Origin of the sequence: Micromonospora sp. NPDC005979, assembly GCF_040614415.1 — a bacterium.
GTDB lineage: Bacteria > Actinomycetota > Actinomycetes > Mycobacteriales > Micromonosporaceae > Micromonospora.
Map to the genome: position 1 here is coordinate 50,712 of NZ_JBEXUR010000023.1, position 19,108 is coordinate 69,819.

The 19,108-nt window shown below is 71.9% G+C and carries 19 protein-coding genes; 13 read left to right on the forward strand and 6 right to left on the reverse strand.

The annotated features are described in order from the left end of the window. Positions 1-16 precede the first annotated feature (16 nt). The 6 genes from ABZ272_RS28520 to prcA all read left to right on the forward strand — a co-directional run bounded on the left by ABZ272_RS28520 (position 17) and on the right by prcA (position 6,298). The gene (locus tag ABZ272_RS28520) at positions 17-1,981 is read left to right on the forward strand and encodes a hypothetical protein (protein WP_355053019.1); all 1,965 of its coding nucleotides are present in this window, start codon (positions 17-19) and stop codon (positions 1,979-1,981) included. Positions 1,982-2,106: 125 nt separating this feature from the next. After that, positions 2,107-3,624, forward strand: a complete 1,518-nt coding sequence (gene dop, locus ABZ272_RS28525) for a depupylase/deamidase Dop (protein ID WP_355053020.1) — start codon at positions 2,107-2,109, stop codon at positions 3,622-3,624. Positions 3,625-3,729: 105 nt separating this feature from the next. Beyond that, positions 3,730-3,945, forward strand: coding sequence for a ubiquitin-like protein Pup (locus ABZ272_RS28530; protein ID WP_088948111.1), 216 nt, complete (start codon positions 3,730-3,732; stop codon positions 3,943-3,945). A 181-nt stretch (positions 3,946-4,126) separates the two neighbouring features. Continuing rightward, positions 4,127-4,648, forward strand: coding sequence for an endonuclease VII domain-containing protein (locus ABZ272_RS28535; RefSeq protein WP_355053021.1), 522 nt, complete (start codon positions 4,127-4,129; stop codon positions 4,646-4,648). After that, on the forward strand, positions 4,567-5,406 hold the full coding sequence (prcB, locus tag ABZ272_RS28540) for a proteasome subunit beta (protein WP_355053022.1): 840 nt from the start codon (positions 4,567-4,569) through the stop codon (positions 5,404-5,406). Before ABZ272_RS28535 ends, prcB begins: the two co-directional genes overlap by 82 nt. A 61-nt stretch (positions 5,407-5,467) precedes the next feature. Continuing rightward, positions 5,468-6,298 (forward strand): proteasome subunit alpha, encoded by an 831-nt coding sequence (gene prcA / locus ABZ272_RS28545; RefSeq protein WP_355053023.1) that lies wholly within the window; start codon positions 5,468-5,470, stop codon positions 6,296-6,298. Positions 6,299-6,510: 212 nt separating this feature from the next. On the opposite strand, the gene ABZ272_RS28550 is transcribed toward prcA, so the two are convergent. The 4 genes from ABZ272_RS28550 to rfbB form a co-directional block, all read right to left on the reverse strand. Continuing rightward, the gene (locus tag ABZ272_RS28550; protein ID WP_355053024.1) at positions 6,511-7,815 is read right to left on the reverse strand and encodes a polysaccharide biosynthesis protein; all 1,305 of its coding nucleotides are present in this window, start codon (positions 7,813-7,815) and stop codon (positions 6,511-6,513) included. Then, positions 7,812-8,513 carry a glycosyltransferase family 2 protein gene (locus ABZ272_RS28555; RefSeq protein ID WP_355053025.1) on the reverse strand — a complete coding sequence of 234 codons (702 nt, stop codon included), beginning with the start codon at positions 8,511-8,513 and terminating at the stop codon, positions 7,812-7,814. The genes ABZ272_RS28550 and ABZ272_RS28555 overlap by 4 nt, the downstream gene beginning before the upstream one ends. Beyond that, positions 8,506-8,877 (reverse strand): DUF2304 domain-containing protein, encoded by a 372-nt coding sequence (locus ABZ272_RS28560; RefSeq protein ID WP_007459918.1) that lies wholly within the window; start codon positions 8,875-8,877, stop codon positions 8,506-8,508. The genes ABZ272_RS28555 and ABZ272_RS28560 overlap by 8 nt, the downstream gene beginning before the upstream one ends. 169 nt (positions 8,878-9,046) lie before the next feature. Further along, positions 9,047-10,048 (reverse strand): dTDP-glucose 4,6-dehydratase, encoded by a 1,002-nt coding sequence (gene rfbB, locus ABZ272_RS28565; RefSeq protein ID WP_355053026.1) that lies wholly within the window; start codon positions 10,046-10,048, stop codon positions 9,047-9,049. An 89-nt stretch (positions 10,049-10,137) separates the two neighbouring features. Between rfbB and rfbA the strand changes: the two genes are divergently transcribed. From rfbA to ABZ272_RS28590, 5 genes are all read left to right on the forward strand, one after another. Further along, the gene (gene rfbA / locus ABZ272_RS28570; RefSeq protein ID WP_355053027.1) at positions 10,138-11,025 is read left to right on the forward strand and encodes a glucose-1-phosphate thymidylyltransferase RfbA; all 888 of its coding nucleotides are present in this window, start codon (positions 10,138-10,140) and stop codon (positions 11,023-11,025) included. After that, positions 11,022-11,645, forward strand: coding sequence for a dTDP-4-dehydrorhamnose 3,5-epimerase (gene rfbC / locus ABZ272_RS28575; RefSeq protein ID WP_355053028.1), 624 nt, complete (start codon positions 11,022-11,024; stop codon positions 11,643-11,645). The genes rfbA and rfbC overlap by 4 nt, the downstream gene beginning before the upstream one ends. A gap of 68 nt (positions 11,646-11,713) precedes the next feature. After that, the gene (gene pafA, locus ABZ272_RS28580; protein ID WP_074309747.1) at positions 11,714-13,072 is read left to right on the forward strand and encodes a Pup--protein ligase; all 1,359 of its coding nucleotides are present in this window, start codon (positions 11,714-11,716) and stop codon (positions 13,070-13,072) included. A 67-nt stretch (positions 13,073-13,139) separates the two neighbouring features. Beyond that, positions 13,140-13,334: a hypothetical protein gene (locus ABZ272_RS28585; RefSeq protein ID WP_355053029.1), complete on the forward strand. Its 195-nt coding sequence runs from the start codon at positions 13,140-13,142 to the stop codon at positions 13,332-13,334. 234 nt (positions 13,335-13,568) lie between these two features. Continuing rightward, the gene (locus tag ABZ272_RS28590; RefSeq protein WP_355053030.1) at positions 13,569-14,708 is read left to right on the forward strand and encodes an oxalate decarboxylase family bicupin; all 1,140 of its coding nucleotides are present in this window, start codon (positions 13,569-13,571) and stop codon (positions 14,706-14,708) included. A gap of 106 nt (positions 14,709-14,814) precedes the next feature. Here the strand turns inward: ABZ272_RS28590 and ABZ272_RS28595 are convergent, their stop codons facing one another. Beyond that, a complete protein-coding gene (locus ABZ272_RS28595) occupies positions 14,815-15,900 on the reverse strand; it encodes a DUF3866 family protein (RefSeq protein WP_355053031.1) in 1,086 nt (361 codons plus the stop codon). Between the two features lie 48 nt (positions 15,901-15,948). Next, a complete protein-coding gene (locus ABZ272_RS28600) occupies positions 15,949-16,941 on the reverse strand; it encodes a cation diffusion facilitator family transporter (RefSeq protein ID WP_355053032.1) in 993 nt (330 codons plus the stop codon). A gap of 119 nt (positions 16,942-17,060) precedes the next feature. Here ABZ272_RS28600 and ABZ272_RS28605 point away from each other — a divergent pair, with 119 nt between their 5' ends. Together ABZ272_RS28605 and ABZ272_RS28610 are read left to right on the forward strand one after the other, a co-directional pair. Next, a complete protein-coding gene (locus tag ABZ272_RS28605; protein ID WP_355053033.1) occupies positions 17,061-18,059 on the forward strand; it encodes a WYL domain-containing protein in 999 nt (332 codons plus the stop codon). Continuing rightward, complete coding sequence (locus ABZ272_RS28610; protein ID WP_355053034.1) at positions 18,056-19,108, forward strand: YafY family protein; 1,053 nt, start codon at positions 18,056-18,058, stop codon at positions 19,106-19,108. The genes ABZ272_RS28605 and ABZ272_RS28610 overlap by 4 nt, the downstream gene beginning before the upstream one ends.

Sequence of the window (19,108 nt, forward strand, 5' to 3'; positions counted from 1 at the left end):
AACGTCGAGGATCCGCGTGCCGTCCGAACTCACCGTCACCGACCCGCCGGCACGTGCGGCGGTCGACCCGCGGACCCCTCCTCCCACCCGCCCGTACCGCGCGCTGCTCGTCGCGCTGGCGGTCGCCTGGCTGGTACCCGCGGTGGCGCACCCCCTGCACCTGGCCTGGCTGCTGCCCCCGCTCGTGCTGCTGGCCACGGCCAGCCTGCTCCGCGGCGGCCGCACCCTGCTCGACCGGCTCGTGCTCGCCATGCTGCTGCTCGTCGGCGCCACCACGGTCGGCGGGCTGCTCTTCACCGTCTGGCCCTGGGGATTGCACCCCGTCGCGGTCAGCGGTACCGCACTCACCGTCCTCGCCCTCACCGCCGTGCTGACCGGCCGACGTCCCGCCCTGCCCCGGCCCGGCTGGACCGACCTGCTGCCGGTCGTCACCACCGTCGCCGTCGTCGGCTACCTCGCGTCGCCCTGGCTGCGGGCCAGCGCGCTCGTCGGCCGCCTCAGCCTGCTCGCCCTCGGCGAGGACAACTTCCGCCACGTCGCCCTCGTCGACGCCATCGGCCGGCTCGGCGGGTACGTCTTCCTCGACCCGTCGGCCGCCCGCGACGACATCGTCTCCCTGCTCGCCCGCTACCCGCAGGGCTGGCACCTCAACGCCGCCGTGCTCGACGCGCACCTGCGCTCCGCCACCGGCACCCCGAGCGGTGCCAGTAGCCTCAGCCACTACGAGTGGTGGTGCTTCGCCACCTTCGGCCTGTTCGTGCTCACCCTCTTCTGGGCCGCCCAACGACTTCCCGGACCCCTGCACCCGCTGCACCGGGTCGTCCTGACCGTCGTCGTCGGCGCCCTCGTCCTCGGCAGCCAACTGCCCCGCCTGCTCATCGCCGGCTACCCCAGCGAGGTGCTGGGGCTCGCGCTCGCCGTCGCGCTGACCGCGCTCGTCGTACGCCCGCTCGCCGGCAACCGGGAACAACTCGTTCTGCTCGGCGCCCTGCTCATCGGCATCGGCTTCACCTACTACCTGTTCCTCCCCCCGGCCGGGCTGCTGGTGTTCGGTTGGCTGATCGCGCACCGCCGGGAGTTGCTCCGCATCCGCCGGACCGTGCTCGCCGTCGGCCTGGTGACCGCCCTGCTCGCGCCGTTGCCCCTGCTGCTGGGGGTGTTCGGCGCGTCCCAGACCGAGGCGCTCGACGCCAAGGCCGGCCCGGAACTCGCCGAGGCCTGGCGGGCGCTGCTCGGCCTCACCCCGATCGTCCTCATCGGCCTGGTGATCCAGGCCCGTCGCGCCGACCGGGCCTGGCGCCGGCACCTCGCCGCCGTGCTGGTGGCCGTCGGCTTCGCCCTCGCCATCGCCCTCGCCAACATCCTCGCCGGCGTCCAACCCGCCTACTACTTCATGAAGGGCGTGCACCTCGCCACCGTCGGGCTCATCGTCGGCACCGCCGCCCTGGTCGTGCTGCTGCCCGTGCCGAAGGCCGACGCACGTGCCGACCGGGCCCGCACCGCCGCCGTCCCCGCGCTCGTCGCCGCGCTGGCCGTGCTCACCGTCGTGATCCTCTGCGGGCTCACCGGTTGGAGTCGGAGCCTGCTCACGGTGGACAAGCAGAGCTGGACCCAGCTCTGGGTCCAGCACAGCGTCGACAAGCCGTCGAGGGTCGCCCAGGTCTGCGCCGCGGCCTACCGCCGCCACCCCGACCAGCCGGGCACCATCACCGTCGTGCTCGACCGGACCGGCTACCGCGGCTACGTGGAATCGATCTGCCTCTCCGCCCTACAGGGCACCACCGCCCAGAGCGAGCCGGCGATCTACCTGCCGATGTTCGAGGAACCCGAGCGGACCCGCGAGATCCTGCGCTCGACCCGCGGTCCGCTCCGCCTGCTGATCAGCGACCCGGCCGCGCAACGACGCGTCGACAAGCTGCTGACCAGGTACCCGGACCTGCGCGGTCGGGTCACCACCGTTCCAATGATCATCAAGTACTGAACGCGGCGGGCGGGACGCGGGGCGACACCCGTGACCCGCCCGCACCGGCGCGCCCCCGACCCCGAACAGTCGGACTACGCTCGACGTGACGGGGACCGGGTCGGGCGAGCGAAGCGGGTAGGTCGATGAGCGTAAGACGGATCATGGGCACCGAGGTCGAGTACGGCATCTCCGTGCCCGGCCAGGCCGGAGCCAACCCGATGGTCACCTCGTCCCAGGTGGTCAACGCCTACGGGGCCCGGCCCGAACTCAACCGGGGCGGTCGCGCCCGCTGGGACTACGAGGAAGAGTCGCCGCTGCGCGACGCCCGCGGCTTCACCTACTCCGGGGCCGCCTACGACCCCGCCGAGGCCCTCGCCGACGAGGACCTCGGCCTGGCCAACGTGATACTCACCAACGGCGCACGCCTCTACGTGGACCACGCGCACCCCGAATACTCCACCCCCGAGGTCACCACCCCCCGCGACATCGTGCGTTGGGACAAGGCCGGCGAGCGGGTGATGGCCGAGGCGTCCCGCCGCGCCGCCACCATCCCCGGCAGCCAGCCCATCCACCTCTACAAGAACAACACCGACAACAAGGGCGCGAGCTACGGCGCCCACGAGAACTACCTGATGCGCCGGCAGACCCCGTTCGCCGACATCGTGGCGTACCTGACGCCCTTCTTCGTGACCCGCCAGATCGTCTGCGGCGCCGGCCGCGTCGGCATCGGACAGGACGGCGGGCAGAGCGGCTTCCAGATCTCCCAGCGCGCCGACTTCTTCGAGGTCGAGGTCGGCCTCGAGACCACCCTCAAGCGCCCGATCATCAACACCCGCGACGAGCCGCACGCCGACGCCGACAAGTACCGCCGGCTGCACGTCATCATCGGCGACGCCAACCTCTCCGAGATCTCCACCTACCTCAAGGTGGGCACTACCGCGCTGATCCTCACCATGATCGAAGAGAAGGCGCTCAGCGCCGACCTCGGCATCGCCGACCCGGTCAGCGAACTGCGCGCGGTCAGCCACGACCCGTCCCTCACGCACCTCATGCGGCTGCGCGACGGCCGCCGCCTGACCGCCCTGGACGTGCAGTGGGCGTACCTCGAGCGGGTGCGGTCCTTTGTCGACGACCGGTACGGCGCCGACGTCGACGAGCAGACCGCCGACGTGCTGGACCGGTGGGAGGGCGTCCTGGATCGGCTCGGTCGCGACCCGATGCTCTGCGTGGACGAGTTGGACTGGGTGGCCAAGCTACGGCTGCTGGAGGGCTACCGGGAGCGGGAGAAGCTCGGCTGGGGCTCCCACAAGCTCCAGCTCGTCGACCTGCAGTACTCCGACGTACGCCCGGAGAAGGGCCTCTACAACCGGCTCGTCTCCCGTGGGGCGATGAAGACGCTGCTCACCGACGAGGAGGTCCGCAGCGCGATGACCGAGCCCCCGGAGGACACCCGGGCCTACTTCCGGGGCCGCTGCCTCGCGCAGTACGCCTCCGAGGTGGTCGCCGCGAGCTGGGACTCGGTGATCTTCGACGTGGGTCGGGAGTCGCTGGTCCGGGTACCGATGATGGAGCCGGAGCGGGGCACCCGTGCCCACGTCGGGGCCCTGTTCGACCGCTGCGCCAGCGCCAAGGACCTGCTGGAGACGCTGACCGGCGGCTGACCGCGCCAACCGAATGCCCGCTGTGTGCCGCAAGCCGGCGCGCGGCGGGCTTTTCGTCGCCCCAGCGAGGTAAGTTCATCGCAGACGATCGTGGAGGAGGCAGCAATGGCCACTCATGACAGCGGCGGCCAGTCGCAGTCCGGCAAGTCCCGCCAGGGCGAGGAAATCGAGGACGTCACCACCGAGGCCAACCCCGAGGTGGCCGAGCGGCACGCCGAGATCACCGAGGACGTCGACGACCTGCTCGACGAGATCGACTCCGTCCTGGAAGAGAACGCGGAGGAATTTGTCAGGGGCTATGTCCAAAAAGGGGGCGAATAGGGCATAGCTGGATAAAACGGACATGCTTTCGGCTGGCCGGGATGGCCACCGCCGCTGCCGCGACTGCGGCGAGTGGCTCCCCCTTGATCAATTCTGTGCGAACAGCAGGCGGCCGGAGGGCCGGGGTAGCTACTGCAAGCCCTGCTTCAACGCTCGATCCAAGGCGAGCTATGCCAAGCGCGTGAAGGAGCGGCAGGGCAGGGACGTGCGGCAACTGCCCGCCGTGCCGGAAGGTCATCGACGGTGCCCGGAGTGCGATGTCACGAAGCCCCTCGATGACTTTCCGCGTAACCGCTCCGCCCGCAGCGGTTACGGCCGATACTGCAAGCCCTGCCACAACGAGAAGGGCAAGGAGAGCAGGCTCCGACTGCATGGCGGCAGTCGCGAGTACCACCTCCAGCGGCGCTACGGCATCGGGGAGAAGGAGTTTCAGGAGCTCCTGGCCGAGCAGGACGGGGTCTGCGCGATCTGTGGCGGCGCGGACCCGCAACATCTGGACCACGATCATCGCACCGGATGGGTGCGCGGGATACTCTGCTTCAACTGCAACGGTGGTCTTGGCCAGTTCCGTGACAGTCCTACGAGGCTGGCCAGGGCGATCACGTACCTGAGAGGAACCACGTGGCAGCGGGCTTTGATCCATCCGGGCGTCTACCAGATGTGTTCACCAACGCGGGGACGTCCTCCTTCACCACGTTTCTGAGCCGGGTGGCCCCCGAGATGCTGCCCGGTCGTCGGCCGCTCCCGCCGGGCATGGCCGCCGACCTGGCGCCGCACGCGACCACCATCGTGGCCATCTCGGCCGCCGGTGGCGTGGTGATGGCCGGCGACCGACGGGCCACCATGGGCAACCTGATCGCCCAGCGCGACATCGAGAAGGTGCACCCCGCCGACGCGTACTCGCTGGTCGGGATCGCGGGCACCGCGGGTATCGGCATCGAGCTGATGCGACTGTTCCAGGTGGAACTGGAGCACTACGAGAAGATCGAGGGCGCGATGCTCTCGCTCGACGGCAAGGCCAACCGGTTGGCGTCGATGATCCGGGGCAACCTGGGCGCGGCCATGCAGGGCCTCGCCGTCGTTCCGCTGTTCGCGGGCTTCGACCTGGCCGCCGGTGACCCGGCGCGCGCCGGGCGGATCTTCAGCTTCGACGTGACCGGTGGCCCGTACGAGGAGACCGGGTACGACGCGATCGGCTCCGGCTCGCTCTTCGCCAAGTCGGCGCTCAAGAAGCGTTTCCGGACCGGCCTGTCTCTCGAGGACGCGACCCGGCTCGCGGTCGAGGCGCTCTACGACGCGGCCGACGACGACACCGCGACCGGCGGACCGGACCTGACCCGCCGGATCTATCCGGTGGTGATGACCGCTACCGCCGAGGGCACCCGCCGGTTGACCGACACCGAGACGGCGGCGATCGCCGAGGGTGTGGTCGCCGGTCGGATGGAGAATCCGGGCGGCTGAGCGCCGTCCACCCCCACCAGTCAGCAGTCGTCAGCACAGCGCCGTAAGGAGAACCGCCGCCGTGGCCATGCAGTTCTACGCCTCGCCCGAACAGATCATGCGCGACCGCTCCGAGCTGGCCCGCAAGGGCATCGCCCGGGGTCGCAGCGCGGTGGTCCTGAGCTACTCCGGCGGGGTGCTCTTCGTCGCGGAGAACCTCTCCAGCGCCCTGCACAAGGTCAGTGAGATCTACGACCGGATCGGCTTCGCCGCGGTCGGCCGGTACAACGAGTTCGAGAACCTGCGCCGCGCGGGTGTGCGGATGGCCGACCTGAACGGCCTCAGCTACGACCGGCGTGACGTGACCGGGCGGGCCCTCGCCAACGCGTTCGCGCAGACGCTCGGCGCGATCTTCACCGAGCAGTCGAAGCCCTTCGAGGTGGAGATCTGTGTGGCGGAGGTCGGGGCGACCCCGGACGACGACGAGCTGTACCGGCTCACGTACGACGGGTCGGTCAACGACGAGCCGGGGCGGATGGCGATGGGCGGCCAGGCCGAGGCGATCACCGGTGTGTTGAAGTCGCAGCACCGGGCGGACATGTCCCTCGGTGAGGCCGTCCGGGTGGCGGTGCAGGCGTTGAGCACCGTCGGCGGTGAGGGTGGCGCGGCCCGTACGATCGCCGCGAACCAGCTCGAGGTGGCTGTGCTGGACCGGCAGCGGGTGGGGCGTACGTTCCGGCGGATCACGGGGGCGGCGCTGACGGCGTTGCTCGACGGTGATGTCGCGGCGGCGGAGGAGCCCGCCGAGGCGGGTGGGCCCGACACGCCGGCGCAGCCGACCACGGAGGCGCACAAGCCGACGACGTCGGCGGGCTCGGCCGACCTGGAGGACAAGCCGGCGGACGGCAAGTAGTTCCCGTACGTGCATACGGCGGGCAGCCCGGAGACCGGGCTGCCCGCCGTATGCGTTCCCCACCCCGCTCCAGCCCGCCGATCTTGCACTTTCGGTTGACGAAAAGCCAGTTTGATGACGATTGGTCGCGACAGGAACTGCAAGATCGCCGGGCTGGTCCGGGCCGGGCTGGGCCGGGCTGACCGGGGCTGGGCCGGGCTGGGATGGGTGGGTCAGGGGGCGGTGGTTACTTCGGGTGCGACGGCTTCGTGGGTGGGGGTGGAGGCCGGCGTGGGGGACTGGGTGCCGCGCAGGAGGGCGGCCATGGTGGCGGCGACCACGACGGAACCGATGGCGTAGCCGAGTTCGACCCGCAGCGCGGTGGCCACGGGCGCGAGGGTGGCGGCGACCAGCGCGGCCACGCCCACGGCCCAGGCGACGGCCTGGGCCCGGTGCCGGTCGAGGGCGAGCAGCGCCTGACCGAGGACCATCGCCCAGAGGTAGGCGAGGGTGGCCGCGGCGAGCCAGGCGAAGTCACCGTGGCCGAGGACGTCGGGCGCGTCGAACAGGGTCTGCACCAGCCACGGGCCGAGCAGGATGGCGAGCACGGCGCCGGTGAGGCCGAGCGCGGTGACGATGCCCAGGGCTCGCCGCAGGAGGCTGTTGAAGGCCGTGCGGTCGCCGGTCGCGGCGGAGGTGGCGAGGCCGGGGAGCAGGGACGCCTGGAGCGAGGCGAAGACGAACAGCGGGATCCGGACGAGCACCAGCGCGGAGAGCAGCGCGCCGGCGGTGGCCACGTCGGAGGGGTCCAGCACCTTCACGTTGATCACGCCGATGTTGACGACGACCTGGGAGAGCAGGCTGGACGTGATGAGCAGGCCGAGGCCGCGCAGGAACGCGGCCCAGGCGACGGGGACGCCGCCGCCGACGGCCCGGAGCACGGGTGCGGCGGTGATCGCCACGCCGATCAGGGGCGCGGCGATCAGCACCGCGCCGAACCAGACGGGGGAGGTGACGCCGGTCAGGCCGAGCAGGGCGACGAGGGCGATGCGCAGGCCGCCATCGACGCCGAGCTGGGTGCCGTACCAGGGGAACAGTTGCAGGCCGGAGAGCACGCCGCGGGTGGTGTGCGCGACGGCGAGCGCGGCGAGCGACCCGATCAGGACGGCGACCATCCGGTCGTCGCCGGCGAAGAGCCGGTCGGCGAGCGGCGCCCGCGCGACGATGATCAGCGCGACGACCGCGACGAGCAGGCCGAGGGCCAGGGCGGCCCCCCGGGCCAGTACGGGCCCGGGGGTGAGGCCCTGGCTGTGCCGGCCGGCGACGAGGCGGGCGACCTCCTGTTCGACGGGCATGAACAGGCCGATGCCGAGGGTGAAGACGATCGTCCAGAGCGCCGCGAGCGACGAGTAGTCGGCCTCGGTGAGGCTGTGCCCGGCGACGGCCAGGTGGACGTAGGAGGCGAGCCCCAGCAGGGCCAGGCCGGCGCCGACGGCGACGGTGCCCGGTGGGACCAGACTCAGCAGCCGCCGGATCACCGGCGAATGAGCGCCAACGTGAGGACGGCGAAGGCCCGACCGAGGTAGATCATGGCCTTGGCCGGGGAGTGGCTGGGGGTGCCCGCCATCCGCTTGCGCATGGCCACCGGCACCTGGCGGATGGTGTAACCCCGCCGGGCGGTGTGCACGAGCGTCTCGACCGTGTCGCCGAGGTACTCCACCGGGTACCAGGTGGCGAACATGTCGATGACCCGGCGGTTGGCGGCCCGGAACCCGGACGTGGTGTCGGTGAGCTTGGTGCGGGCGACGCGGGAGAGGACGCCGGAGAGCATGACCATGGCCCAGCGGCGGGGGCCGCGGACGCTGTAGTCGCCCTCGCCGGCGAACCGGGCGCCGATCACCAGGTCGGTGTCGTCGAGCAGGTCGACGAGCTTCGGCACGTACCGGGGGTCGTGCTGGCCGTCCGCGTCGATCTGGATGGCCACGTCGTAGTCGTGGTCGCGGGCGTACCGGTAGCCGAGGCGCATGGCGCCGCCGACGCCGAGGTTGTACGGCAGCTTGGCGACCCGGGCGCCGGCAGCGGCGGCGACGGCGGCGGTGCGGTCGGTGGAGCCGTCGTCGACGACGAGCACGTCGACGCCGGGAAGCTCGCCGCGGACCTCACCGACGACGTCGGCGATCGAGCCGGACTCGTTGAGCGCCGGGATGATGATCAGGACCCGCTTGCCGTTAACCATCGTGCGACACCAGTTCGTCTCGGGCCGCCCGGTCCGCGTCGATCTCGGCGCGGAGCAGGGCGAAGTCTTCTGCCAGGGTCCGGGTCTCCTCCTCCAGGGCGCTGACCTCCCAGCTGAGGTGCACGCAGACCAGCAGCAGGAAGACGATGCCGAGGAAGAGCACGAGGCTCACGCCGGACTGGACGCCGAGCAGTTCGGCGACGTTGTCCAGCAGGCGGGGGAAGAGCGACAGCGGGATGACGATCACCAGGACGCAGAGCCAGAGCATGCCGTACTTCTCGCGGAGCTGCCGGCGGCGCAGCAGCTCGACGATCGTGGCCAGCAGTATCAGGCCGGTCAGGCCGGTGACGAGGGTGAGCTTCATGCGACCTTCCACGGGGCGGGTGGAGCGGCGGAGGCGTACGCGGCGGCCAGGGTGGTGCGCGCGCCCTGAAGGGGTGGCTCACCGGCGGCGGCCCAACGGCCGTTCCCTAGCAGACTGTACGCCGTTCGGGGGGCGGAACGGGGGGACCGAACGTTGGTGTTCGCCCTCCTCATGCGGTCGGCGCCGCCTTGAGCGGCTCCCACCAGGCGCGGTTGTCGCGGTACCACCGCACGGTCTGCGCCAGACCGTCGGTGAGGTCGATGCTCGGGGCGTACCCCAGCTCTTGGTTGATCTTGGTGATGTCGAGCGAGTAGCGGCGGTCGTGGCCCTTGCGGTCGGCGACCGGGACGACCCGGTCCCAGCCGGCGCCGCAGGCCTCCAGCAGCAGGCCGGTCAGCTCCTTGTTGGTGAGTTCGGTGCCGCCGCCGATGTTGTAGACCTCGCCGGCGCGGCCCTTCTGCGCAACCATCGCGATGCCCCGGCAGTGGTCGTGCACGTGCAGCCAGTCGCGGACGTTGCCGCCGTCGCCGTAGAGCGGGACGGTGCCACCGTCGAGCAGGTTGGAGACGAAGAGCGGGATGACCTTCTCGGGGAACTGGTACGGCCCGTAGTTGTTGGAGCAGCGGGTGACCACCACGTCCATGCCGTGGGTGCGGTGGTAGGCCAGCGCGAGCAGGTCGGAGCCGGCCTTCGAGGCCGAGTACGGCGAGTTGGGGGCGAGCGGCCAGGTCTCCGTCCAGGAGCCCTCGTCGATCGAGCCGTACACCTCGTCGGTGGAGACGTGCACGAAACGGCCGGTGCCGTGGCGCAGCGCCGCGTCGAGCAGGGTCTGGGTGCCGAGCACGTTGGTGGTGACGAACGGCGCGGCGCCGGCGATCGAGCGGTCGACGTGCGATTCAGCCGCGAAGTGCACGATCACGTCGTGCCCCGCGACCACCTCGTCGACGACGGTCGGGTCGCAGATGTCGCCCTGCACGAACCGCAGCCGGGGGTCGTCGCGCACCGGGTCGAGGTTCGCCAGGTTGCCCGAGTAGGTCAGCTTGTCGAGCACGGTCACGCCGGCCGGGTCGAGCGCCGGCACCCCTGCGGCCGTGCCGCCGGGCACGCCCAGCAGCATGCGGACGTACTCCGAACCGATGAATCCGGCACCGCCGGTGACGAGGATCCTCACGGGTCCAGGAGTGTACGCGAAGCGGTCGGGGGGTACGTCGGCGGCGACCTGCGACATGCCGGCGGGGTGGTTGCGGCTAAGCTCCCCAGGTGCGCGGAATTCTACTCGCCGGCGGTACCGGTTCCCGGCTCTGGCCGATCACCCGGGCAGTGTCAAAGCAGCTGCTGCCGGTCTTCGACAAGCCGATGATCTACTACCCCCTCTCCACCCTGATGATTTCCGGGGTACGGGAGATCCTGGTGATCACCACTCCGGAGGACCAGGACCAGTTCCGCCGGTTGCTCGGCGACGGCAGCCAGTTCGGGCTGCGGCTGGAGTACGCGACGCAGGACCGCCCGGAGGGCATCGCCCAGGCGTTCCTGCTCGGCGCGGACTTCATCGGCGCCGAGTCGGTGGCGCTGATCCTCGGCGACAACATCTTCCACGGCGTCGGCCTGGGTCGGCAGCTCGCCGCCCACAGCGAGGTCGTCGGCGGCCGGATGTTCGCCTACCCGGTGGCCAACCCGCAGGAGTACGGCGTGGTGGAGTTCGACGCCGAGGGGCGGGTGCTCTCGATCGAGGAGAAGCCGGCTCGGCCGAAGTCCCGCTACGCGGTGCCCGGGCTGTACTTCTACGACAACCGGGTCGTCGACATCGCCGGCAAGCTCACCCCCAGCGCCCGGGGCGAGCTGGAGATCACGGCGGTCAACGAGGTGTACCGGGAGACCGGCGAGCTGTCCGTCACCCTGCTGGACCGGGGTACCGCCTGGCTGGACACCGGCACGCACGCCTCGATGATGCAGGCCGGCGAGTTCGTCCGGGTGATCGAGGAGCGGCAGGGTCTCAAGATCGGTTGCGTCGAGGAGGTGGCCTGGCGGGCCGGCCTGATCGACGACGACCAGCTGCGCGTGCTCGCCGAGCCACTGGTCAAGAGCGGGTACGGCGAGTACCTGTTCGGGCTGCTGGCCGAGAAGAACGAGGGGCGGGTGGGCCGGTGAAGATCCGCGAGCTGAGCATCGAGGGCGCCTGGGAGATCAGCCCACAGCAGCACGGCGACCCGCGCGGCATGTTCATGGAGTGGTACCGCTTCGACAAGCTCGCCGAGGCGGTGGGGCACCCGCTGCGCCTCGCCCAGGCCAACCTGTCGGTCTCCGCGCGCGGCGTGGTGCGCGGTATCCACTTCGCCGACGTGCCTCCCGGGCAGGCCAAGTACGTGACCTGCGTGCGCGGGGCGGTCCTCGACATGATCGTCGACCTGCGGGTGGGGTCGCCGACGTTCGGCCGCTGGGAGGGCGTCCGGTTGGACGACACCGACCGGCGGGCCGTCTACCTCAGCGAGGGCCTGGGGCACGGGTTCTGCGCGCTGACCGACGACGCGACGCTGAGCTACCTCTGCTCGGCCACGTACAACCCGACCGGCGAGCACGCGGTGCACCCGCTCGACGAGGAACTGGGCATCGAGTGGCCCGCCGAGACGCCACTGCTGTCCGCGCGCGACGACGCCGCGCCGACCCTCGCGCAGGCCCGCGAGAGCGGCCTGCTTCCGGAGTACGACGCCTGCCGGCGGTTCGTGGCCAGCCTTGGACCGGACGGAATGTCGCACTCAGCCGGTATGTGACCATCCCTCGGGCGCGACCTGTGGTGTGACAGTGACGAACCGGGCCTCCGGGCGGCTAATGTCTCATCATGGAGCGGCGAATCTTCGGCCTCGAGACCGAGTACGGCGTCACCTGCACCTATCGCGGGCAGCGGAGGCTGTCCCCGGACGAGGTCGCGCGGTATCTGTTCCGGCGCGTCGTGTCCTGGGGTCGGTCGAGCAACGTTTTCCTGCGCAACGGGGCCCGTCTCTACCTGGACGTCGGTTCGCACCCGGAGTACGCGACACCGGAGTGCGACTCGGTGACCGACCTGGTGGCCCACGACCGGGCCGGCGAGCGGATCCTGGAGGGGCTGCTCGTCGACGCGGAGAAGCGGCTGCACGACGAGGGCATCGCAGGTGAGATCTACCTGTTCAAGAACAACACCGACTCGGCCGGCAACTCGTACGGCTGCCACGAGAACTACCTGGTCTCCCGGCACGGGGAGTTCGGCCGGCTCGCCGACGTGCTCATCCCGTTCCTGGTCACCCGGCAGTTGATCTGCGGGGCCGGCAAGGTGCTGCAGACCCCGCGCGGCGCGGTCTACTGCCTGTCCCAGCGGGCCGAGCACATCTGGGAGGGCGTCTCGTCGGCGACGACCCGCAGCCGACCGATCATCAACACCCGCGACGAGCCGCACGCCGACGCCGAGCGCTACCGGCGCCTGCACGTCATCGTCGGCGACTCGAACATGAACGAGGTCACCACGCTGCTCAAGGTCGGCACCGCCGACATCGTGCTGCGGATGATCGAGGCCGGCGTGGTCATGCGGGACCTGTCGCTGGAGAACCCGATCCGGGCGATCCGCGAGGTGTCGCACGACATCACCGGCCGCCGCAAGGTGCGCCTGGCCTCCGGCAAGGAGGTGAGCGCGCTGGACATCCAGCAGGAGTACCTGGCCAAGGCCACCGAGTTCGTCGAGCGGCGGGGCGGCGACCAGGCCGCCAAGCGGGTGGTCGAGTTGTGGGGCCGGGTGCTCAACGCGGTGGAGACCGGTGACCTGGAGCCGGTCTCGCGGGAGATCGACTGGGTCAGCAAGCTGCGGCTGATCGAGCGGTACCAGCGCAAGCACGACCTGCCGCTGTCGCACCCCCGGGTGGCGCAGATGGACCTGGCGTACCACGACGTGCGCCGTGGCCGGGGCCTCTACGGGCTGTTGGAGCGCCGCGGCGAGGTGGACCGGGTCGCCACCGACCCGGAGATCTTCGAGGCCAAGGAGACCCCGCCGCAGACCACCCGGGCGCGGCTGCGCGGCGAGTTCATCCGGCACGCCCAGGAGAAGCGGCGCGACTTCACCGTCGACTGGGTGCACCTGAAGCTCAACGACCAAGCGCAGCGCACCGTGCTCTGCAAGGACCCGTTCCGGGCGTACGACGAGCGGGTGGAGCGGCTGATCGCCAGCATGTGACGGGACCGCCGGCCCCGACGGTGGTGTACGCCGACGGGGCCGGCGCAACCGGTAGGCTGGGCGCGCCATGACGACTTCTGGACCATCCGAACCCTCCGAGCGCGGCGGCGCGCGGCAGAACTGGGTCGAGCGCCGGCGGGAGAAGATCCGCGCCGAGATCGATCGCAACCGGCGTGGTGAGTACACCGTGCCGACCTGGGTGCTGGCCGTGGCGCTGGCGCTCATCGTGGGCGGCTGGCTCGCCCTGATCTTCCTCTCCTGATCCGCCCCGCGCGCTCGCGCGTGATGTCCGGTGATCCTCGCCCCGCGCCGTCGCCCGTTGTCCGGTGATCCTCGCCCCGCCTCGTCGCCCGCTGTCCGGCGTGCTGACCCGTCGGGGCCAGGGGTTGGCCCGGCCGGGTCGCCCCGCCGGGTATCCGCTGGCAGTCGCCGTCGCGGGCCGTCCTGCCGCCCAGCGTGCCGGCGGCGCCAGGACGCGACGACGCGGGAGGCGATCATGAACGACCCGACGGTGCCCCAGCCGGAACGCGACGGTGGGGGCTGGGTGGACCCCGGGCCACGTGACGTGGTCCGCGACCGGCAGAACCCCGATCTGTTGACCCCACCGAGCACGGACGCGGGCACGCTGCCGAACCTGCGGTTCTCCTTTTCGGACGCGCACACCCGGGTGCAGCGCGGCGGATGGACCCGGGAGGTGACCGTACGGGAGTTGCCCATCGCCACCGAGCTCAGTGGCGTGGACATGGCGCTGGAACCGGGCGGGTACCGGGAGATGCACTGGCACAAGCAGTCCGAGTGGGCGTACGTGTCCCGTGGCAGCGCCCGGATCAGTGCCGTCGACCAGGAGGGCCGCAACTTCCTCGACGACGTGCGCGCCGGTGACCTGTGGTTCTTTCCGCAGGGGGTGCCGCACCACATCCAGGCGCTCGACGAGGGTGTGGAGTTCCTGCTGGTCTTCGACGACGGCGCGTTCACCGAGAACGGCACCTTCCTGATCAGCGACTTCTTCGCGCACACCCCGAAGGACGTGCTGGCCAAGAACTTCGGGTGGCGGCTCGATCAGCTCGACACGATCCCCGAGCGCGAGAAGTACATCTTCGCCGGCCAGGTGCCGCCGCCGCTGGACCAGGACCGGGTCGTCAGCCCGACCGGGGACGTGCCCCGCACCCTCAGTCACCGGCTGCTGGCCCAGAAGCCGCAGCGGTTCCCGGGCGGGCAGGTCCGCATCGCCGACGTCACCCAGTTCGCCGCGGCCACCACGATCTGCGCCGCGCTGGTCGAGGTGGATCCGGGCGGGATGCGGGAACTGCACTGGCACCCCACCGACGACGAGTGGCAGTACTACCTGTCAGGTCACGGCCGGATGGGCGTGTTCGCCAGCTCCGGGGTGGCCGGCACCTTCGACATGCGCGCCGGCGACGTCGGGTACGTGCCGTTCGCCTACGGCCACTACATCGAGAACCTCGGCACCGAGCCGCTGGTGTTCCTGGAGATGTTCCGTAAGCCCCGATTCGAGTCCGTCTCGCTGACCCAGTGGATGGCCAACACCCCGCCCGAGGTCAGCGCCGACACCCTGAACCTGCCGAGAGAACTCATCGAGGCCCTACCCCGAGACCAACGCCCGGTCATCCGCTGACCCCCACCCGATTGGTCCCGGTGATCAAGAGGTTCGCGTCAAAATCGCGCCGGATTCTGACGCAAACCTCTTGATCACCAGGGCGGGGGTGGGGGTGGGGTTTGGGTTAGGGGGTTGGGGTGGTGGCTTGGCGGCCGGCGGCGGCTGCGGCCAGGAAGTAGGCGTGGTCAGCGTCCAGGGGGCGGCCCATGGTGGACAGGGGGACGGGGCTGGCGCGCAGCGCGGCGTCGAGGCCGGCGGTGGGCACCCGCACGATCCGGTGGCGGGCCGCCAGCGGCGCCAGGGCCGCGTCGACCTCGGCCGCGAGGGCCGGGTCCAGATCGTCGGGCACCACCAGCTCCGCCGGGGCGAGCGCCACTCGGCCGTACGCGGTGAGGCTGTGGTGCGACACGCCGTTGTGCCGGGGGCGGGGGTCGGCGTCGGAGATGCGCAGCGAGCCGACCGGCCGCCCGCCGAGCGTGGCGATCGCGTTGACCGCCTCACCGACGGCGACGCCGGAGAATCCCCACCGGGTGCCGGTGCCCAGGTTGCCGGGGCCCTGCGCCACGATCGCCACGTCGGCGCGCAGCACGTGGCGCGCGGCGAGCAGACCGCCGTGCAGGGTGGTGGCCTCCAGGTCGCCGCCGAACGCCTGCCCGACGGTGATCGTCCCGGCCAACTCGTCGCGCAGCCCGGCCAGGGTGCGGGAGAACCAGGCCGGCAGCGCGCCACCGTCGGTGAGCAGGTACGCGACCCGCGCCCCCGGGGCGTCGGCCCGGATGCCGGCCAGGATCGCCGGCAACGCCGAGTGCAGGTCGGCGGTGACCACGGGCAGGCCGCCCAGGTCGTCGGCGTCGGCCAGCACGGCCCGGTGCGGGGACGCCTCCTCGTCGACGCCCAGCAGGATCGGCTGCAACGGCGTGTAGCGGGCCTTGACGAGGTGCCCGGCGTCGCGGGTGTCGCCGGCGTCCGGCGGGTCCGGGGGCAGCCGGTCCGGCACCGCCACCACGAGGGCGTACCCGCCGGTGCCCAGCCCCATCAGCAGCGCGCCGGCGTTGAGCAGCACCCGGTCGCCGGGCTCGGGCGTGCCGACCAGCTCGGGGTAGGCCAGCGCCCGCATGCGCGTGCCGTCGGGCAGGTCGACGTCGAGTTCCACCGCCCCGGTCCACTGCCGTCGCAGCGCCGCCACCGTCCCCGTACGCCATCGCACCATGACGGGCACGCTAGCCGCGCGGGCGCGGCGGACCGCGACCGGGTGCGATCAGGCCGGCGGGTCGCCGGGGTCTACGGCCTGGGTGTGCCGGGCGGTGCCGGTGGCCCCGGGCTGTGAGCGGGTCGGGTCGAGGAAGACGAACCGGATCTCCGGGTACCGCTCGGTGAGCCGCCGTTCCGCCTCGTCGGCGGTGGTCTCGATCTGCGCGCCGGTGGCGTCGTCGCGGAAGTCGACCTTCGCGGCGACGAGGATGTCGTCCGGGCCGAGCTGCATGGTCAGCAGGGTGTCGATGCGTTCCACCTCGGGCAGTTCGGCCAGCTCCTGCTCGATCTCGCGGCGCAGCCGTTCCGGGACGGCCCGGCCGACCAGCAGCGACAGGTTGTTGCCGGCGAGGATCCCGGCGACGGTGAGCAGCAGCAGGCCGATGAGGATCGACGCGACGCCGTCCCACACCTCGTCGCCGGTGGCGTGCGACAGGCCGACGCCGAGGCCCGCGAGCACCAGGCCGATCAGGGCCGCGCTGTCCTCCAGGAAGACGGCCTTGACGGTGGTGTCGGCGGTGAGCCGCAGGAACCGTCGCGGGGTGGTCTGCCAGCGCTCGGACTCGCGCCGGACCTGCCGGACGGCCCGCGCCAGCGAGATCGACTCGATGACGAACGAGACCGCCAGCACGATGTACGAGACGAGGTAGTCGCCGCTGTGCTCGTGCACGAGGATCGTGGTGACGCCGTGGGTGACGGCGAAACCGGCGCCGGCCACGAAGGTGAACATCGCGGCGAAGAACGCCCAGACGTAGCTCTCCTTGCCGTACCCGAAGGGGTGCCGTTTGTCGGCCGGCCGGGCCCCCCGGCGCAGCGCCTGGAACAGCAGCACCTCGGTGGTGGTGTCGGCGACCGAGTGCGCCGCCTCGGACAGCATCGCGGCCGAGCCGGAGATCAGCCCGGCGACCAGCTTGGCGACCGCGATGGCGAGGTTGGCGACGCCCGCGACGACCACGGTGCCGACGCTCTCGCTCTCGGTCTTCATCCCGGCTTGCGACATGAGGAGAACCCTATGGCGGGGAGCGGCGGCGCGCCGGAGGAGGACCCGATCCGAACAAGTGTGCGGCACGCCCCGCGTGGGTGCACGATGCGGGCGCGTCGGCTGCTAGCGTCTACCGCGTGTCGCGGACCCGCACCGAACGCCTGGTCAACCTGGTGATCTGCCTGCTGTCCACGCGACGGTTCCTGACCGCCGCGCAGATCGCCGCGACCGTGCCCGGCTACGAGCACGATCCCGACGACGCGCGCGACCACGAGGCGTTCCAGCGCAAGTTCGAGCGGGACAAGGCCGAGCTGCGCGAGTTGGGCGTCCCCCTGGAGACCGGCACGGCCAGCGTCTTCGACGCCGAGCCCGGCTACCGCATCGCCCACCGCGAGTACGCGCTGCCCGACATCCCCCTCGAACCGGACGAGGCCGCCGCCGTCGGCATCGCCGCCCGGCTGTGGCAGCACGCCGGGCTGGCCGCCGCCGCGTCCTCCGGGCTGGCCAAGCTGCGCGCCGCCGGGGTGGACGTCGACCCGCAGGCCACCCTCGGCCTGGAGCCGATGGTCACCGTCGACCCGGCGTTCGCGCCGCTGACCGCCGCCGCGCGGGACCGCCGGGAGGTGGGCTTCGACTACCGGGTACCCGACCGGGACGCCCCCAGCCGCCGCCGGCTCCAACCGTGGGGCGTGGTCTGCTGGCGGGGCCGGTGGTACGTGGTCGGGCACGACCTGGACCGGGACGCCACCCGCTGCTTCCGACTCTCCCGGGTGGTCGGCGCGGTCCGGGTGACCGGCGCGTCCGGCGCGTACGAGCCGCCGCTGGGAGAAGACCTGATCAGTCACGTGGCCCGCTGGTCCGGGCCGGTGGAGCGCACCGGCCGGGCGACCGTGCTGGCCGCGCCCGGCCGGGCCGCCGGCCTGCGTCGCTGGGCGGTCGAGGTGACCGCCGGGCCGGACGGCGACCACCTGGTCCTGCCGTACGCCGACCCGGACGGTCTGGCCGGCCACCTCGTCGGGTACGGGCCGGACGTACGCGTGCTCGACCCACCGGAGGTCCGCGAGGCGGTCATCCAGCGGCTCAAGGAGATCGCGGTCCGCCACGACGAGCTGGCGGTCTCCGGGGGTGCCCGGTGACCCGCCCGGCCGCCCGTGGCGGTTCCAAGACCTCGGCGGACCGGTTGGCCCGCCTGCTCAACCTGGTGCCCTACCTGCTGGCCCGACCGGGCATCGAGGTCGCCGAGGCGGCCGGTGACCTGGGTGTCACCGAACGGCAGCTCCGCGAGGACCTGGAGCTGCTGTGGGTGTGCGGGCTGCCCGGTTACGGCCCCGGCGATCTGATCGACATGGCGTTCGACGGTGACCGGGTGACCATCACCTACGACGCCGGCATCGACCGGCCGCTGCGGCTCACCCCCGACGAGGCCCTCGCGCTCGTGGTGGCGTTGCGGATGCTCGCCGAAACCCCCGGCGTCGCCAACCGGGACGCCATCGAACGGGCCCTCGCCAAGATCGAGGACGCCGCCGGTGACCTCGTGGGCGCGCCGGTCGCGGTCCGGCTCCCCGGGGACACCCGGCGGGTCGAGGCGCTGCGCGCCGCCGTGGAGGGCGGCCGGGCGCTGCGGATCACCTACTACACGGCGGCCCGGGACGAGACCACCGAGCGGGTGATCGACCCGCTGCGGATGCTGATGGTCGGCGGTCGGGCGTACGTGGAGGCGTGGTGCCGGCGCGCGGAGGCGGTGCGGCTGTTCCGTGCCGACCGGATCGACGCGATCACCGAGCTGGACGAGCCGGCGGCCGTTCCGCCGCAGGCCGTCCCGCACGACCGCACCGAGGGGGTCTTCCGGCCGTCGCCCGACCTGCCGCTGATCACCCTGCGGATCGGGCGCGGCGAACGGTGGATCACCGAGTACTACCCGTGCGAGCGGGTCGAGGCCGGCGACGGTGACCAGTGGCTCGTCTCGCTGCGCGTGACCGACCTGGGCTGGGCGCGACGGTTCGTGCTCGGCCTCGGCCCGGACGTCACCGTGGTCGCCCCCGTCGAGCTGGCCGAGCAGGTCCGGGCGACCGCGTCCGCCGCGCTCGACGCGTACGCGGTGCCCGCGCCGGTGACACCGCTGCCTGACGTCGATCGGGCAGCCGCGCCGTCGGGCGATCCGGCGGTGGCCGGCCGCACCCAGTAG

Coding starts and splice junctions, on each gene's coding strand:
- ABZ272_RS28595 (WP_355053031.1), bottom strand. CDS start 15,900: ATGGTGCGATGGCGTACGGGGACGGTGGCGGCGCTGCGACGGCAGTGG.
- pafA (WP_074309747.1), top strand. CDS start 11,714: ATGGAGCGGCGAATCTTCGGCCTCGAGACCGAGTACGGCGTCACCTGC.
- ABZ272_RS28600 (WP_355053032.1), bottom strand. CDS start 16,941: ATGTCGCAAGCCGGGATGAAGACCGAGAGCGAGAGCGTCGGCACCGTG.
- ABZ272_RS28555 (WP_355053025.1), bottom strand. CDS start 8,513: ATGGTTAACGGCAAGCGGGTCCTGATCATCATCCCGGCGCTCAACGAG.
- dop (WP_355053020.1), top strand. CDS start 2,107: ATGAGCGTAAGACGGATCATGGGCACCGAGGTCGAGTACGGCATCTCC.
- ABZ272_RS28530 (WP_088948111.1), top strand. CDS start 3,730: ATGGCCACTCATGACAGCGGCGGCCAGTCGCAGTCCGGCAAGTCCCGC.
- ABZ272_RS28560 (WP_007459918.1), bottom strand. CDS start 8,877: ATGAAGCTCACCCTCGTCACCGGCCTGACCGGCCTGATACTGCTGGCC.
- ABZ272_RS28585 (WP_355053029.1), top strand. CDS start 13,140: ATGACGACTTCTGGACCATCCGAACCCTCCGAGCGCGGCGGCGCGCGG.
- ABZ272_RS28590 (WP_355053030.1), top strand. CDS start 13,569: ATGAACGACCCGACGGTGCCCCAGCCGGAACGCGACGGTGGGGGCTGG.